The following is a 13,372-nucleotide window of genomic DNA, read 5'->3' as shown; positions in this document are numbered from 1 at the left end:
AGCGGGCTGCCCCGTATCTCCGCCGCGTCCATGCCGGGCGCACCCGCAGGAGAAACGCTTATGACCCGCATCTTCCATACCGCGATCGCCGCCGCTGCCGTCGCGATGAGCGCAGGATCGCTCGCTTCCGCCCAGACCAACCCGATGGTCGGCGGTGCCGCCATGTATCCGACCAAGAACATCATCGAAAATGCCGTCAATTCGAAGGACCACACCACGCTGGTCGCCGCCGTCAAGGCCGCTGACCTGGTCGAGACGCTGTCTGGTCCAGGTCCGTTCACCGTCTTCGCCCCGACCAACGCCGCCTTCGCCAAGCTGCCCAAGGGCACGGTCGCGACCTTGCTGAAGCCGGAAAACAAGCCGACGCTGACCGCCGTGCTGACCTATCATGTCGTCCCCGGCCGGGTGACCGCCGCCGACATCGCTGCCGCCGCGCAGGCGCATGGCGGCAAGGCCACCTATACCACCGTCCAGGGCGGAACGCTGACCTTCGCCAAAGCCGGGCGCGGTTGGAGCATCACCGACGCCAAGGGCCATACCGGGCGGATCACCATCGCCAATGTGATGCAGTCCAACGGTGTGATCCATGTCATCGACACCGTGATGCTGCCGTAAAAATTCTGTGCAGCGTCGCATCCCGGCGCTGAGTTCGCGCGTATAATAGACTGTCCCCGTTCCGCAGGGGACACAAAGACCGCTCGCCGGGTCCCCTCCTTTGCGGCGAGTGGTTGCAAAAACAGACCTGCCGACGCCCCCCGCGTCGGCAGGTCCTTTTCATTTCGCCACAAGCGCGTCATGGAAGCGTCACCGGATCGTCGTAACGCACGGCTGCCGCCTGCGTCTTTTCCACAACGCGATGTCCGGCCGGAGAAGCTTGCCATGGCCCTTGCCATTCGACCGCCTCAGGATCGCCCCCGCAAGACCGCTGCAAAGAATCGCGCGGTTCGAAGCGCCGTGCATCAGCACAAACATCTCTCCAAGCAAGGGCTGCTCGAACGCGCCTTCACCTTCGCCTTTCGCGGCCTGGTCTATGCCCAGATCTGGGAAGATCCGGCGGTCGACATGGAAGCGCTGGCGATCACGCCGGATTCGCATGTCGTCACGATCGCCTCGGGCGGGTGCAACGTGCTGAGCTATCTCACCGCCAATCCGCGTGCGATCACCGCGGTCGACCTCAACACCGCGCACATCGCCCTCAACAAGCTGAAGCTGGTCGCGGCGCGGCATCTGCCGGATTACGATGCCTTTCACCGCTTCTTCGCCCAGGCCAATAGCCGCGCCAACGTGCTCGCCTATCGCACCTATATCCGCCCGCATCTCGACGAGACGACGCTGGCATATTGGGAAGGCCGCGACATCATCGGTCGGCGGCGGATCAGCGGTTTTGCCAAGAACGTCTACAAGCGCGGCCTGCTCGGCAATTTCATCGGCGTGGCGCATCTGCTCGCGCGGTTGAACGGGGTGAACCCCAAGATCCTGCTCAAGGCGCAGTCGATCGAGGAACAGCGCGAGATTTTCGACCGCGAATTCGCGCCCTTCTTCGACAAGGGCTTCGTCAAGTGGATCACCGACCAGCCCGCCTCGCTGTTCGGCCTCGGCATTCCGCCCGCGCAATATGAAGCGCTGGCCGGTGACGAGAAGATGGCGGTGGTGCTGCGCGAACGGCTCGAAAAGCTCGCTTGCGATTTCGACATCAAGGACAATTATTTCGCGTGGCAGGCCTTTGGCCGCGGCTATGGCCAGGGGCCGTCGGCACCGTTGCCGCCCTATCTCCAGCGCGAGCATTATGACGAAATCGTCGCTCGGGCATCGCGCATCGAGGTACGTCACACCAACTTTACCGATTATCTGCGCACGCACAGCGATGCCTCGCTCGACCGCTATATCCTGCTCGACGCGCAGGATTGGATGACCGACGAACAGTTGACCGATTTGTGGAGCGAAATCACCCGCACCGCCAAGCCCGGCGCGCGCGTGCTGTTCCGCACGGCGGGCGAGCCCAGCATCCTGCCCGGTCGCGTGCCCGATGCGATCCTGGGCAAATGGACGTACCGCGCCGAGGAGTCGCTCGATTACACCAAGCGCGACCGCTCCTCGATTTACGGCGGCGTTCATCTCTACGTGCTCGGATGAACGCAGCCTCGATCGACACGGGCCATGCCGGACATATGGATGCGATCTATCGGTCGCAGCGCCATATCTATGATCTGACCCGCAAATATTATCTGCTCGGGCGCGATGCGCTGATCGACGGCATCGCCCCGCCGCCCGGCGGCAGCGTGCTGGAAATCGGCTGCGGCACCGGGCGCAACTTGATCGCGGCGGCCCGGCGTTGGCCCGATGCGCGTTTCTACGGCATCGATATTTCGGAAGCGATGCTGCAGACGGCGCGCGCCAAGGTCGCCAAGGCAGGCCTTTCCGACCGGATCGTGCTCGCGCAAGGCGATGCCACCGCCTTCAACGCCGAGACGCTGTTCGGCACCGCGACCTTCGACCGCATCTTCCAGAGCTATACGCTGTCGATGATCCCCGGCTGGCATGAAGCGATCCGCGAAGCCGCGGTCAAACTCGCCCCGGCAGGGCGCCTCGATGTGGTCGATTTCGGGCAGCAGGAGGGATTGCCGGGCGCGTTCAAGACGCTGCTGTTCGCGTGGCTGGCAAAGTTCGACGTGGCACCGCGTGCCGCCTTGCAGCCGGCCTTGATCGAAATTGCCAGCGAGATTGGCGGCACGCCGCAATTTACCGCTTTATATCGCGGCTATGCCTGGTCGGGGCGCATCACCAGAGGTGCCGCCTGACACCGCCACCCCTGCCGCGCTGGCTGGGCCTGGCGGGGCTGCTACCGCAAATCGCCGTCGCTGCCGTGGTGCTCAGTGGTGACACCGCGCATCGCTTCAATGCGCTCGCGCTCGGCTATGCGTATGCAGCGATCATCCTCAGCTTTCTGGGTGGGATATGGTGGGGCATCGGTGCCAGCCACGCAAACCCGCCCGAATGGCTGTGGGTCGCTGCCGTCACGCCCTCGTTGATCGCCCTCGCCTCCGCCGTGCCATGGGCGCTGGGCGATCCGTGGCCGGGCCCGTCGCTGCTCGTTCTGGGCGTCGCGCTGATCGCGGCGCTCGCGGTCGACATCGCGCTGAACCGGCGCAAGCTGACGCCGCCGTGGTGGATGGGCCTGCGCCTTCCGTTATCGCTCGGGCTCGGCGGGCTGACGCTCCTGCTCGGGCTGTTCTAAACGGCAGGCGGTGGCCGCGCGCACGGCAGCAGGCCCGCGCGCGGCACCGAAAATTAGTGGTGAAACACCAGCCACAGCAGCAGAATGACCGGGATTGGAACACCCAGCAGCCACAAGATACACCCTTTACCCATGATACCGTCTCCCTGATGTGGGGGGCGTAACGGGTCAGCGGCGTCGCGGTTCCCGGTCGGGCGTCAGGCCGCCTTGCGCAATTCCAGGCGGCTCCAGATTTCGACCAGCGCCCCGGTCAGCTCGCGCATCATCGCTTCGTCATGCGCGGGGCCCGGGGTGAAGCGCAGCCGCTCGGTGCCGCGCGGCACGGTCGGGTAATTGATCGGCTGCACATACACGCCATATTCGGCGAGCAAGATGTCGCTGATTTTCTTGGCCTTGACCGGATCGCCCACCATCAGCGGCACGATGTGCGTGGTCGAGTTCATCACCGGCAAACCGGCCTCGGCGAACAGCGTCTTCAGCATCGTGGCGGCGGCTTGCTGGCCGTCGCGCTCGACGCTCGATGCCTTCAAATGCCGCACGCTCGCCAGCGCACCCGCCACCAGCACCGGCGACAAGGAGGTGGTGAAGATGAAGCCCGGCGCATAAGAGCGGATCACGTCGATGATCGTCTGGTCGGCGCTGATATAGCCGCCCATCACGCCGATCGCCTTGCCGAGCGTGCCCTCGATGATGGTCAGCCGATGCGCCACGCCATCGCGGTCCGAAATGCCGCCGCCGCGCGGGCCGTACATGCCGACCGCATGGACTTCGTCGAGATAGGTCAACGCATGATATGTATCGGCCAGATCGCAAATCTCGGCGATCGGCGACACGTCGCCATCCATCGAATAGACGCTTTCGAAGGCAATCAGCTTGGGTGCCGCCGGATCGGCCGCTGCGAGCAGTTGCTCGAGATGCGCCAGGTCGTTGTGACGGAAGACGTGCTTTTCGCAGCCCGAATTGCGGATGCCCGCGATCATCGAGGCATGGTTGAGTTCGTCCGAGAAGATGATGCAACCCGGCAGCACCTTGGCCAGCGTCGCCAGCGTGGCCTCGTTCGAGACATAGCCGCTGGTGAACAGCAATGCGCCTTCCTTGCCATGCAGATCGGCCAGTTCGCCTTCCAGATCGACATGATAATGCGTGTTGCCGCCGATATTGCGCGTGCCGCCTGAACCGGCACCGACATCGTGCAGCGCAAATTCCATCGCCGCGATCACATCCGGGTGCTGGCCCATCGCCAGATAATCGTTCGAACACCACACCGTGATCGGCTTGGGGCCGTTATGCCCGGCAAAACACCGCGCATTGGGGAAGGCCCCTTTGTTGCGCAGGATGTCGATAAAGACGCGATAACGCCCTTCGACATGCAGGCGGTCGATCGCCTGCGCGAAAATCCGGGAGTAATCGACCCCGGGATGCGGTGAGTCTACGTCCATATCCGGCCCCTACGCCTGCATCCCGCCGATTTCCAGTGACTTTCCCCGATCTAAGTGATGTTACGTATCACTCACAGAGCATCAAGTCGCGTGAGGCCGAAACCGGCGAGCGCCGGGGCCAGCCGATCGATTCCCGCGTCACGCGCGGTGAACACCGCCCGCCCCTCGCCCGGGCTATCCGGCCAGCTCTGCCCCTCGGTCAGATGCGCAATCCGCCGCGCGATTCCGGCGCTGCCATCGACGAAGCGCACCGGATGCGGTGCCGCCGCCGCCAGTTCGTCCACCACCAGCGGAAAATGCGTGCAGGCATTGACGATCGTATCGATGCGCGCGCCGCCCTTTTGCCCGAACAGCCCGTCCAGGATCGCGGCATAGCGTGCTGGATCGGTGGGTGCCCCGTGCAATTTGGCTTCGGCGAGTGCCACCAGCTCGGCCGAACCGTGGCGCAACACCGTGCAATCCCCGGCAAAGCGCGCGGCCAGATCATCGACATAAGGCTGGCGCACCGTGGCGTCGGTGCCGAGCACGCCGATCACGCGCGTCTGGCTGAGCAGCGCGGCGGGCTTGATCGCGGGCACGGTGCCGACCACCGGCAGATCGAGCGCCTCGCGTACCGTGGCCAGCGCAATCGTCGAGGCTGTGTTGCACGCGATCACGATCAGGCGCGGCTGATAGCGTTCGGCAAGCCGCCCGAGCAACGCGGGCACGCGCGCGGCGATCTCGCGCTCGGTCTTGGTCCCATAGGGAAAGCCCGCCGAATCCGCGACATAGACCACCGGCATCTGCGGCAGCCGCGCCCGCGCCGCGCCGAGCACCGACAAGCCGCCAACCCCGGAATCAAAAAACAACACGGGTCGCTGATCCATAACGCCCCCATAACGCGATCAGCGCATTTGACAAAACCGGCTTGATGGAGATTGTGGCGACGGGCCGTGTGCACGCTATGTTCACATCGACCAAAGGGGGATTTCACGTGCCGACCGACTATCTCTGGCAAGCACCAGCGGCGGCGCTGGTGCTCGGCTATCTGCTCGGGTCGATTCCGTTCGGGGTGCTGCTCACGCGCATGGCGGGCGCGGGCGACCTGCGCCAGATCGGGTCGGGCAATATCGGCGCGACCAACGTGCTGCGCACCGGGCGCAAGGGGCTGGCGGCGGCGACGCTGCTGCTCGATGCGGCGAAGGGCTTCGTCGCGGTGTGGATCGCCGATCACTATCTGGGCGAAACCGGTGTGGTTGCGGCGGCGGCGGTGTTCCTTGGCCACCTCTATCCGGTGTGGCTGCGCTTCCGTGGCGGCAAGGGCGTGGCCACGCTGCTCGGCGTGGTGCTGGCGCTGCATTGGCCGATTGGCCTGGTTTACGCGGTGGTGTGGATCGCGATGCTGGCGCTGCTGCGCATTTCCTCGTTTGCCGGCATGACGGCGGCGGTGACCGCGCCACTCAGCGCGGCCTTTCTCGGTCGGTTCGACCTGGTCCTGCTGCTGCTCGCGCTCGCTTTGCTCGTGCTGTGGAAGCACCGCGAGAATATCGATCGCCTGATCAGCGGCACCGAACCGCGCGTCGGCCGGAAACATGGCTGAAGCGGCGGATCACGCGCGCCGGGCAATCGCCCGCTTGCGCCTGATCCGTACCGCGCAGATCGGCCCGGTCACCTACGCCCAATTGATCACGCGCTTCGGCAGTGCCGAGGCCGCGCTCGACGCCGTGCCGCAACTCGCCGCGCGCGGCGGCGGGAAGCCGCCAGTGCTGGCACCGGTCGCGCTGGCCGAGCGCGAACTGGCGCTGGTGGCGCGACTCGGTGCGCGCCATCTGTTCCTTGACGACCCCGATTATCCGGCCTTGCTCGCTGAACTCGACGATGCGCCACCGGCCCTGATCGTGCGCGGGCAGACCGATCTGCTCGCGCGGCTTTCGATTGCGATGGTCGGCGCGCGCAATGCTTCCGCAGCGGCATGCCGCTTCGCGCGGCAGCTTGCCGCCGAACTCGGGCGCGAGGAGGTGAGCGTCGTCTCAGGCCTGGCGCGCGGCATCGACACCGCCGCGCATGTCGGATCGATCGAGACGGGGACGATCGCCGTGATCGCGGGGGGCATCGACGTCGTCTATCCCCCGGAGAACGCCGCGCTACAGGAGCGGATCGCCAGCGACGGCTTGCTCATCGCCGAGCAACCGCCCGGCACCGAGCCGCGCGCGCGCCACTTTCCCTATCGCAACCGCATCATCGCCGGGCTTTCGCTTGGCACCGTGGTGGTCGAGGCCGCGCCCAAATCGGGGTCGCTGATCACTGCGCGCCTTGCCGCCGAACTGGGCCGCGAGGTGATGGCGGTGCCGGGCAGCCCGCTCGATCCGCGTGCGCAAGGGTGCAACGGACTGATTCGCGACGGTGCGACGCTGGTGCAATCCGCCGCCGATGTGCTGGAAACGGTGAGCCCGATCGACCAGCGCATGGTCCGCACCAGCCGCGACGGCTTCCGCGCGCCTCCGCCCGAAGATGCGAGCGACGCCGAACGCCGCGACGTGTGCGATCTGCTCGGCCCGGTGCCCGTGGCGATCGACGAACTGATCCGCCAATCCGGCCATTCCCCCGCGATCGTGCAGACGGTGCTGCTCGAACTGGAACTGGCCGGGCGGTTGGAACGGCACGCCGGAGGGCGGGTGGCGTTGGTGTAAGCGCGTCGGCGGCTATTTTGCCGACACTGGTGGCTGCGAATCGGTTGGCAAAGTCAGCATCCGCGTCAACGCCTTCGGCATGGCAGCGCGCGCTTCGGTCTGTTTCGGCCGCCAGACAGTCTCCGCAACGAACTGCGGCGCATACCCCGGTGCCGACGGAACGGCATAGCTTTTGCCGATCGTGCCCGGCGCGTTCGGCACTTGCGGCAACGGCGTGTTACCCTGCGCCTTGAGGCCTGCCTGCATCTCCGACAGGCCGCCGCTGCACAGGATTTCGTCATTGGGGCGCAGCGCCGCCGTCGCCGCCTCGATCGACAGCGAGATTGTCCCGAGCTTCATCCGCTCGGCGCGCGGCAATGTCTTGATGTACGCGACCAATGCCGGGTTTTGTGCGGACAATTGCTCACGCCGGTGGCCCGCAGCGGTCACATCGGCGCATTTCGGCCCGTCGATCACGGTCAAATCCAGGCTGTACAGAAACATCATCGCTGCGGTCTGTTGCAGGCCCGCCCCGGTCTGCGGCGGCAATGATGCCCCCATGCGCCACAGGTCGTTCATATAGGCATAAGAGATAAGGAAGCCGGCACCGTCATAGATGCGCTTCTGTTCCCAGTTCATGTCGAGCAGAGTCTGTGGCGCGCTACGCTCGGAATGGAGCCGCGCGGCGAGCCGGGTCCAGTCGCGCTGGCCGAACATCGCGTCGAGCGCGCTGGCGTCGGTCGGCATCGGCTTCCCCGGAAGCGCCATGGTCGGGGCCAGGGCCGCGCGCAGCGTCGCCCCGTCCTGTTGCGGCGGGACGACCTGCTGCGCGGCTGCCGGGAGCGCCACGCCGAGAGAAATGCTCGCGACGAAAAGCGTCGCCAGCGTTTGGGATCGGGCCATCTCGCGCACTCCGCTTCATCCTCGCCGGGGCGCTTACCCCACTTGCGCGAGGGCGAGAAGGGCGGATAGGGCGAAACCCCGCCCAGGAGTGCTGCCTCTGCCCCGCTTGACGAGCCGCCCCAGACCCCGCCACCCTCGCGCGTACACGTAAGGACCTCGATCACCCCATGCAGCTTGTCATCGTCGAATCGCCCGCCAAGGCGAAGACCATCGAGAAATATCTGGGCAGCGATTACCGCGTCCTCGCCTCCTACGGCCATGTCCGCGACTTGCCGCCCAAGGATGGCTCGGTCGATCCCGAGGACGGGTTCGCGATGGAATGGGAAAATTACGCCGACAAGGCCAAGCAGTTGAAGGCGATCACCGATCTCGCCAAGACCGCCGACCGCCTGATCCTCGCGACCGACCCTGACCGCGAGGGCGAGGCGATCAGCTGGCACGTGCAGGAAGTGCTCCGCAACCGCAAGGCACTGCCCAAGGACGTGCAGCGCGTCACCTTCAACGCCATCACCAAGGCGACGGTGACCGAGGCGATGCAGCATCCGCGCGAGCTCGATACCGATTTGATCGACGCCTATCGCGCGCGCCGTGCGCTCGACTATCTCGTCGGCTTCACGCTCTCGCCGGTGCTGTGGCGCAAGCTGCCCGGTGCCAAGTCGGCGGGCCGTGTACAATCGGTCGCGCTGCGCCTGATCGTCAGCCGTGAGCGCGAGATCGAGGCGTTCCGCCCGCAGGAATATTGGTCGGTCGCCGCCGACATGGAGCATGATGGCACGCCGTTCCAGGCGCGGCTCGTGCAGTTCGAGGGCAAGAAGCTCGATCGCCTGTCGATCGGCGAGGAAGGCACCGCCAAGCGCGCCAAGGCCGCGGTCGAAAGCGGGCTGTTTACCGTCCAGACCGTCGAGGTGAAGCCCGCGACGCGCAACCCGCCACCGCCCTTCACCACCTCCACCCTACAGCAGGAGGCCTCGCGCAAGCTCGGCTTCTCCGCCGACCACACGATGCGGATCGCGCAGGGCCTCTATGAGGACGGCGCGATCACCTACATGCGGACCGATGGCGTGCAGATGGATTCGAGCGCGATCTCGGCCGCGCGCCATGCCGTCGCCGATCGCTATGATGCAAGCTACGTCCCCGACAAGCCGCGCGTCTACCAGACCAAGGCCAAGAACGCGCAGGAAGCGCATGAGGCGATCCGCCCGACCGATTTCAGCAAGGATAAGGCGGGCGGCGGCGACCATGCGCGGCTGTACGATCTGATCTGGAAGCGCGCGCTCGCCAGCCAGATGGCGTCGGCCCGGCTGGAGCGCACCACGGTCGAGCTGGCCGACGGCACGGGCGACACGGCACTGCGCGCCACCGGCCAGGTGATGCTCTTCCCCGGCTATCTCGCGCTGTACGAGGAAGGGTCGGACGACACGCAGGATGAAGACGCCAAGCGCCTGCCGCGCCTGCGCGAGGGCGATGCCCCGGCCAAATTGGGCGTCACCGCCGAACAGCATTTCACCCAGCCGCCGCCGCGCTTCTCGGAAGCGTCGCTGGTCAAGCGCCTCGAAGAACTGGGCATCGGGCGCCCGTCGACCTATGCCTCGATCATCAAGACGCTGAAGGACCGCGCCTATGTCCGCGTCGAGAAGAACCGCTTCTTCGCCGAGGAATCGGGCCGGTTGGTGACGGCGTTCCTCGAACGCTTCTTCGAGAAATATGTCGGCTATGATTTTACCGCCGGGCTCGAGGATGAGCTTGACGAAGTGTCGGGCGGCCGCGCGCAGTGGCAAGCCGTGCTCGAAGCCTTTTGGAAGGACTTCAAGCCGCGCACGGCGCAAGTGATGGAGCAAAAGCCGTCCGAAGTGACCGCCGAGCTCGATAAGTTCCTCGAACCCTATCTCTTCCCGGCCAAGGCCGATGGCAGCGATCCGCGGCTATGCCCGCTGTGCCACAAGGGCCAGCTCGCTTTGCGCGGCGGCAAGTTCGGCGCGTTCGTCGCCTGCTCCAACTATCCCGAATGCAAATATACCCGCCGCTTCGGCCAGCCCGGCGGCGAAGGCGAAGCCGACGCCACGCCCGAGACGCTCGGCAATGACCCGGAAAGCGGCTTGCCGGTCGAGCGCAAGTCGGGGCGGTTCGGCCCCTATATCCAAATCGGAGAGGGCGAGACGCGCAAGATGGCGTCGATCCCGAAAGATATTGGCGAGCTCGATCTCGAATGGGCGTTGAAACTGCTGTCGCTGCCGCGCACCATCGGCACGCACCCCGAAACCGGCGAACCCATCACGGCGGCCATCGGTCGCTATGGCCCGTATCTGAAGCATGCGGGCAAATATGCGCGGCTTAGCTCGACGGCGGATGTGTTCGAAACGGGCATGAACGCGGCGGTGGTGAAGCTGGCGGAAGCCGCCGCAGGCGGCGGGCGGCCGCAACGGGGGGCTCAGGCCCCGCTCAAGGTGCTGGGCCTGCATCCGCGTACCGAGGCCGAGATCAAGCTGATGGAGGGCCGCTACGGGGCCTATGTCACCGATGGCACGACCAATGCGACCTTGCCCAAATCGATCGAAAAGGATGCACTGACGCTCGAAGAGGCCGCGCAATTGATCGACGCGCGCGCAGCCGCGGCACCGCCCGCCAAGGGCAAGAAGAAGGCAGCGGCCAAAAAGCCCGCCGCAAAGACGGCTGCAAAGAAGCCTGCGGCCAAGAAACCGGCCGCGAAAAAGGCGGCACCCAAAAAGGCGGTCGCCGCAGAGTAATGGATCAGGCGGCGCGGCGCTGGGTGGACACCAGGAACGCCCGCGCCGCCGCCTGGGCCGTTGCGATTTCGCGCGCGGTCATGTCCTCGGCAATGTCGCGGCGGCAATCCTTGGCGATCTCGCTCCCCGCGACCGCGGCCAGGTTGAACCATTTGTGCGCCTCGATCAGGTCGACGCCGATCCCGGCGGAACCACTCGAATAGACCATGCCAAGGTCGAAACACGCATCGGCGTCCCCGCGCGCCGCGTCGGCGATTCGGCTGTCGATCAGGAACTGCGCATTCTTCAGGCTGCTGCCCATGCTCTTAACCCCCGTTAACCATCCCTACCGGCAACACCTTGCCGGATTGGGGTCAACAAAAGGTTAACGGCCATTAGGCATGATCGGCGGGCGGAATCGCGAGGTTATCGATCAGCCGGGTCGTGCCGATCCGCGCCGCTGCCAGCAAACGCCGCTCGCGGCTGGGGTCGGTCGCTGTGGCCAGCGTCGCGGCATCGACCAGTTCGACATAATCGACCGAGAATCCAGCGGTTACCAAGGCGTCGCGCGCGATTGCCAGCGCGCCTTCGGGATCATCGCCCCGCGCAATCGCCTTGGCCGCCACGCCGAGCGCGCGCGGCAAGGCCACCGCTGCCGCCCGCTGCGCCTCGTCCAGATAGATGTTGCGTGACGACAGCGCGAGCCCGTCATCATCGCGCTGCGTCGGCACGCCCTGGATCTCGATCCCGAAATCGAGATCGGCAACCATCCGCCGAATCACCGCGAGCTGCTGAAAATCCTTTTCGCCGAACAAGGCGATGTCGGGCCGGACTTGGTTGAACAATTTCGCGACGACCGTCGCCACCCCGTCGAAATGGCCGGGCCGCGATGCGCCATCGAGCCCCTCGCTCACCCCCGCCACCGAAATCGTGGTGGCGAACGCGTCGGGATACATCACCTCGACCGGCGGCATCCACAACAGGTCACAGCCCGCCTCGGTCAACAGCCGCGCATCCGCCGTCTCGCGCCGGGGATAGCGCGACAGGTCCTCATTCGGGCCGAATTGCCGTGGGTTGACGAAGATCGACGCCACCACCTTGCGGCCCGGCCGCTTCGCCGCCTCGATCAACGCGAGGTGCCCGGAATGCAGCGCCCCCATCGTCGGCACGAGCGCAATGCTCGCGCCTCCGCTGCGGAAATCGGCGATCCCAGAACGGAGCGCTTCGAGGGAACGGATGGTTTGCACGGATGTGTGGCCTTCGGTAAGGACGGGCGCGCCTTCTATGAGGCGTGATCCAACCGGACAAGACGGGAAGCAAACACGTTGGCGACTGCTGCGCGAAAGCCACACATTATAGTCTTCGCCAATGAAAAGGGCGGCACAGGCAAGTCGACCACCGCGGTGCATGTCGCGATCGCGCTGGCGGCGCGCGGCGCGCAGGTGTCGGCGCTCGATCTCGACCATCGCCAGCGCACGATGGGGCGTTATTTCGACAATCGTACCGCGACGATCAAGCGCACCGGTCGCGACTTGCCGATCCCGCGCCACACCACCCATGACGGCGAAAGCCTGGCACGCTTCACCGAAAGCTTCGATGCGCTGGCCGAGGGTGCGGACTTTCTGGTGATCGACACGCCCGGCCGCGATGATCGCTTCGCGCGCATGGCCTCCGCCCGCGCCGATACGCTGGTTACGCCGATGAACGACAGCTTCGTCGATTTCGATCTGATCGGCCAGGTCGATCCCGAAAGCTACAAGGTCACCCGCCCGAGCTTTTATGCCGAAATGATCTGGGAAGCGCGCAAGGCGCGCGCCAAGGCCGACGGCTCGACGATCGACTGGGTGGTGCTGCGCAACCGCGTCCAGCATATCGAGGCGCGCAACATGCGCCGTGTGTCCGAAGCGCTCGACCAGCTCGCCAAGCGCGTTGGCTTCCGCATCGTGCCGGGCCTTGGCGAACGCGTCATCTACCGCGAACTGTTCCCCAACGGCCTGACCATGCTCGATTCGGGCGAATTCGGTGCCATGGGGCTGGCGCACGTCGCCGCACGCCAGGAGTTGCGCGAGATGATGGGCGCGCTTGCGCTGCCGGAACCGGTCCCGCCGCTGTTCGCATAATGGGCAAGCTTCTTTTCTTTGCGGCGGTCCTGCTCGGTGGCTGGTGGCTGCTGCGCGCGCGACCGAAACCGACGCTGCGGCTCGACGAAGCCGAAGCGCGCGCCGTGCTCGGGGTGGCGGCCGATGCCGATGCGGCGGCGATTCGCGCGGCGCATCGGCGCTTGGTCGGCGCGGTCCATCCCGACCGAGGGGGCTCGGCCGATCTCACCCGGCGGATCAACGCCGCGCGCGATCTGCTGCTCCGACCCTAGACATTGAACTTTCGCGGGTTTCACCGATTAGGCACGCATCCAACCAACAGGAG

At 65.8% G+C, this 13,372-nt stretch carries 14 protein-coding genes; 9 read left to right on the top strand and 5 right to left on the bottom strand.

Annotated elements, in window-relative coordinates; translation table 11 throughout:
• The first annotated feature begins 60 nt into the window (after positions 1-60).
• The 4 genes from ON00_RS12310 (at position 61) to ON00_RS12295 (ending at position 3,235) form a co-directional block, all read left to right on the top strand.
• Positions 61-615: a fasciclin domain-containing protein gene (locus ON00_RS12310; protein WP_010406140.1), complete on the top strand. Its 555-nt coding sequence runs from the start codon at positions 61-63 to the stop codon at positions 613-615.
• A 264-nt stretch (positions 616-879) separates the two neighbouring features.
• Positions 880-2,133 (top strand): BtaA family protein, encoded by a 1,254-nt coding sequence (locus ON00_RS12305; RefSeq protein ID WP_010406138.1) that lies wholly within the window; start codon positions 880-882, stop codon positions 2,131-2,133.
• A complete protein-coding gene (locus tag ON00_RS12300; protein WP_010406137.1) occupies positions 2,130-2,798 on the top strand; it encodes a class I SAM-dependent methyltransferase in 669 nt (222 codons plus the stop codon). Before ON00_RS12305 ends, ON00_RS12300 begins: the two co-directional genes overlap by 4 nt.
• Positions 2,738-3,235, top strand: coding sequence for a DUF3429 domain-containing protein (locus ON00_RS12295; RefSeq protein ID WP_342626517.1), 498 nt, complete (start codon positions 2,738-2,740; stop codon positions 3,233-3,235). Before ON00_RS12300 ends, ON00_RS12295 begins: the two co-directional genes overlap by 61 nt.
• Before the next feature lie 197 nt (positions 3,236-3,432).
• Here ON00_RS12295 and hemA read toward each other — a convergent pair whose 3' ends face one another.
• Positions 3,433-4,674, bottom strand: coding sequence for a 5-aminolevulinate synthase (gene hemA / locus ON00_RS12290; protein ID WP_010406135.1), 1,242 nt, complete (start codon positions 4,672-4,674; stop codon positions 3,433-3,435).
• 71 nt (positions 4,675-4,745) lie between these two features.
• Positions 4,746-5,540, bottom strand: coding sequence for a glutamate racemase (gene murI / locus ON00_RS12285; RefSeq protein ID WP_029622782.1), 795 nt, complete (start codon positions 5,538-5,540; stop codon positions 4,746-4,748).
• Positions 5,541-5,647: 107 nt separating this feature from the next.
• On the opposite strand from murI, the gene plsY reads away from it, so the two are divergent.
• On the top strand, positions 5,648-6,253 hold the full coding sequence (plsY, locus tag ON00_RS12280) for a glycerol-3-phosphate 1-O-acyltransferase PlsY (RefSeq protein WP_029622780.1): 606 nt from the start codon (positions 5,648-5,650) through the stop codon (positions 6,251-6,253).
• Positions 6,246-7,343: a DNA-processing protein DprA gene (gene dprA / locus ON00_RS12275; protein ID WP_010406130.1), complete on the top strand. Its 1,098-nt coding sequence runs from the start codon at positions 6,246-6,248 to the stop codon at positions 7,341-7,343. The genes plsY and dprA overlap by 8 nt, the downstream gene beginning before the upstream one ends.
• Before the next feature lie 12 nt (positions 7,344-7,355).
• On the opposite strand, the gene ON00_RS12270 is transcribed toward dprA, so the two are convergent.
• Positions 7,356-8,225 (bottom strand): hypothetical protein, encoded by an 870-nt coding sequence (locus ON00_RS12270; protein ID WP_010406128.1) that lies wholly within the window; start codon positions 8,223-8,225, stop codon positions 7,356-7,358.
• 167 nt (positions 8,226-8,392) lie between these two features.
• Between ON00_RS12270 and topA the strand changes: the two genes are divergently transcribed.
• Positions 8,393-10,969 carry a type I DNA topoisomerase gene (topA, locus tag ON00_RS12265; protein WP_010406126.1) on the top strand — a complete coding sequence of 859 codons (2,577 nt, stop codon included), beginning with the start codon at positions 8,393-8,395 and terminating at the stop codon, positions 10,967-10,969.
• Positions 10,970-10,973: 4 nt separating this feature from the next.
• Here the strand turns inward: topA and ON00_RS12260 are convergent, their stop codons facing one another.
• On the bottom strand, positions 10,974-11,270 hold the full coding sequence (locus tag ON00_RS12260) for an SEL1-like repeat protein (RefSeq protein WP_010406124.1): 297 nt from the start codon (positions 11,268-11,270) through the stop codon (positions 10,974-10,976).
• A gap of 73 nt (positions 11,271-11,343) precedes the next feature.
• Positions 11,344-12,195, bottom strand: a complete 852-nt coding sequence (panC, locus tag ON00_RS12255; protein WP_010406122.1) for a pantoate--beta-alanine ligase — start codon at positions 12,193-12,195, stop codon at positions 11,344-11,346.
• Positions 12,196-12,273: 78 nt separating this feature from the next.
• On the opposite strand from panC, the gene ON00_RS12250 reads away from it, so the two are divergent.
• Together ON00_RS12250 and ON00_RS12245 are read left to right on the top strand one after the other, a co-directional pair.
• Positions 12,274-13,068 (top strand): division plane positioning ATPase MipZ, encoded by a 795-nt coding sequence (locus tag ON00_RS12250; RefSeq protein ID WP_010406120.1) that lies wholly within the window; start codon positions 12,274-12,276, stop codon positions 13,066-13,068.
• A complete protein-coding gene (locus tag ON00_RS12245; RefSeq protein ID WP_010406117.1) occupies positions 13,068-13,319 on the top strand; it encodes a molecular chaperone DnaJ in 252 nt (83 codons plus the stop codon). Before ON00_RS12250 ends, ON00_RS12245 begins: the two co-directional genes overlap by 1 nt.
• Positions 13,320-13,372: the final 53 nt, after the last annotated feature.

Origin of the sequence: Sphingomonas echinoides ATCC 14820 (assembly GCF_000241465.1) — a bacterium.
Taxonomy (GTDB): domain Bacteria; phylum Pseudomonadota; class Alphaproteobacteria; order Sphingomonadales; family Sphingomonadaceae; genus Sphingomonas; species Sphingomonas echinoides.
Note: the sequence above shows the minus strand (reverse complement) of the source record. Positions and strands in the feature narration are given on the sequence as shown.

Bases quoted from the DNA above. Each gene is read 5' to 3' on its own strand.
- ON00_RS12310 (WP_010406140.1), top strand. From the start codon at position 61: ATGACCCGCATCTTCCATACCGCGATCGCCGCCGCTGCCGTCGCGATG.
- ON00_RS12305 (WP_010406138.1), top strand. From the start codon at position 880: ATGGCCCTTGCCATTCGACCGCCTCAGGATCGCCCCCGCAAGACCGCT.
- ON00_RS12300 (WP_010406137.1), top strand. From the start codon at position 2,130: ATGAACGCAGCCTCGATCGACACGGGCCATGCCGGACATATGGATGCG.
- hemA (WP_010406135.1), bottom strand. From the start codon at position 4,674: ATGGACGTAGACTCACCGCATCCCGGGGTCGATTACTCCCGGATTTTC.
- murI (WP_029622782.1), bottom strand. From the start codon at position 5,540: ATGGATCAGCGACCCGTGTTGTTTTTTGATTCCGGGGTTGGCGGCTTG.
- dprA (WP_010406130.1), top strand. From the start codon at position 6,246: ATGGCTGAAGCGGCGGATCACGCGCGCCGGGCAATCGCCCGCTTGCGC.
- ON00_RS12270 (WP_010406128.1), bottom strand. From the start codon at position 8,225: ATGGCCCGATCCCAAACGCTGGCGACGCTTTTCGTCGCGAGCATTTCT.
- topA (WP_010406126.1), top strand. From the start codon at position 8,393: ATGCAGCTTGTCATCGTCGAATCGCCCGCCAAGGCGAAGACCATCGAG.
- ON00_RS12260 (WP_010406124.1), bottom strand. From the start codon at position 11,270: ATGGGCAGCAGCCTGAAGAATGCGCAGTTCCTGATCGACAGCCGAATC.
- ON00_RS12245 (WP_010406117.1), top strand. From the start codon at position 13,068: ATGGGCAAGCTTCTTTTCTTTGCGGCGGTCCTGCTCGGTGGCTGGTGG.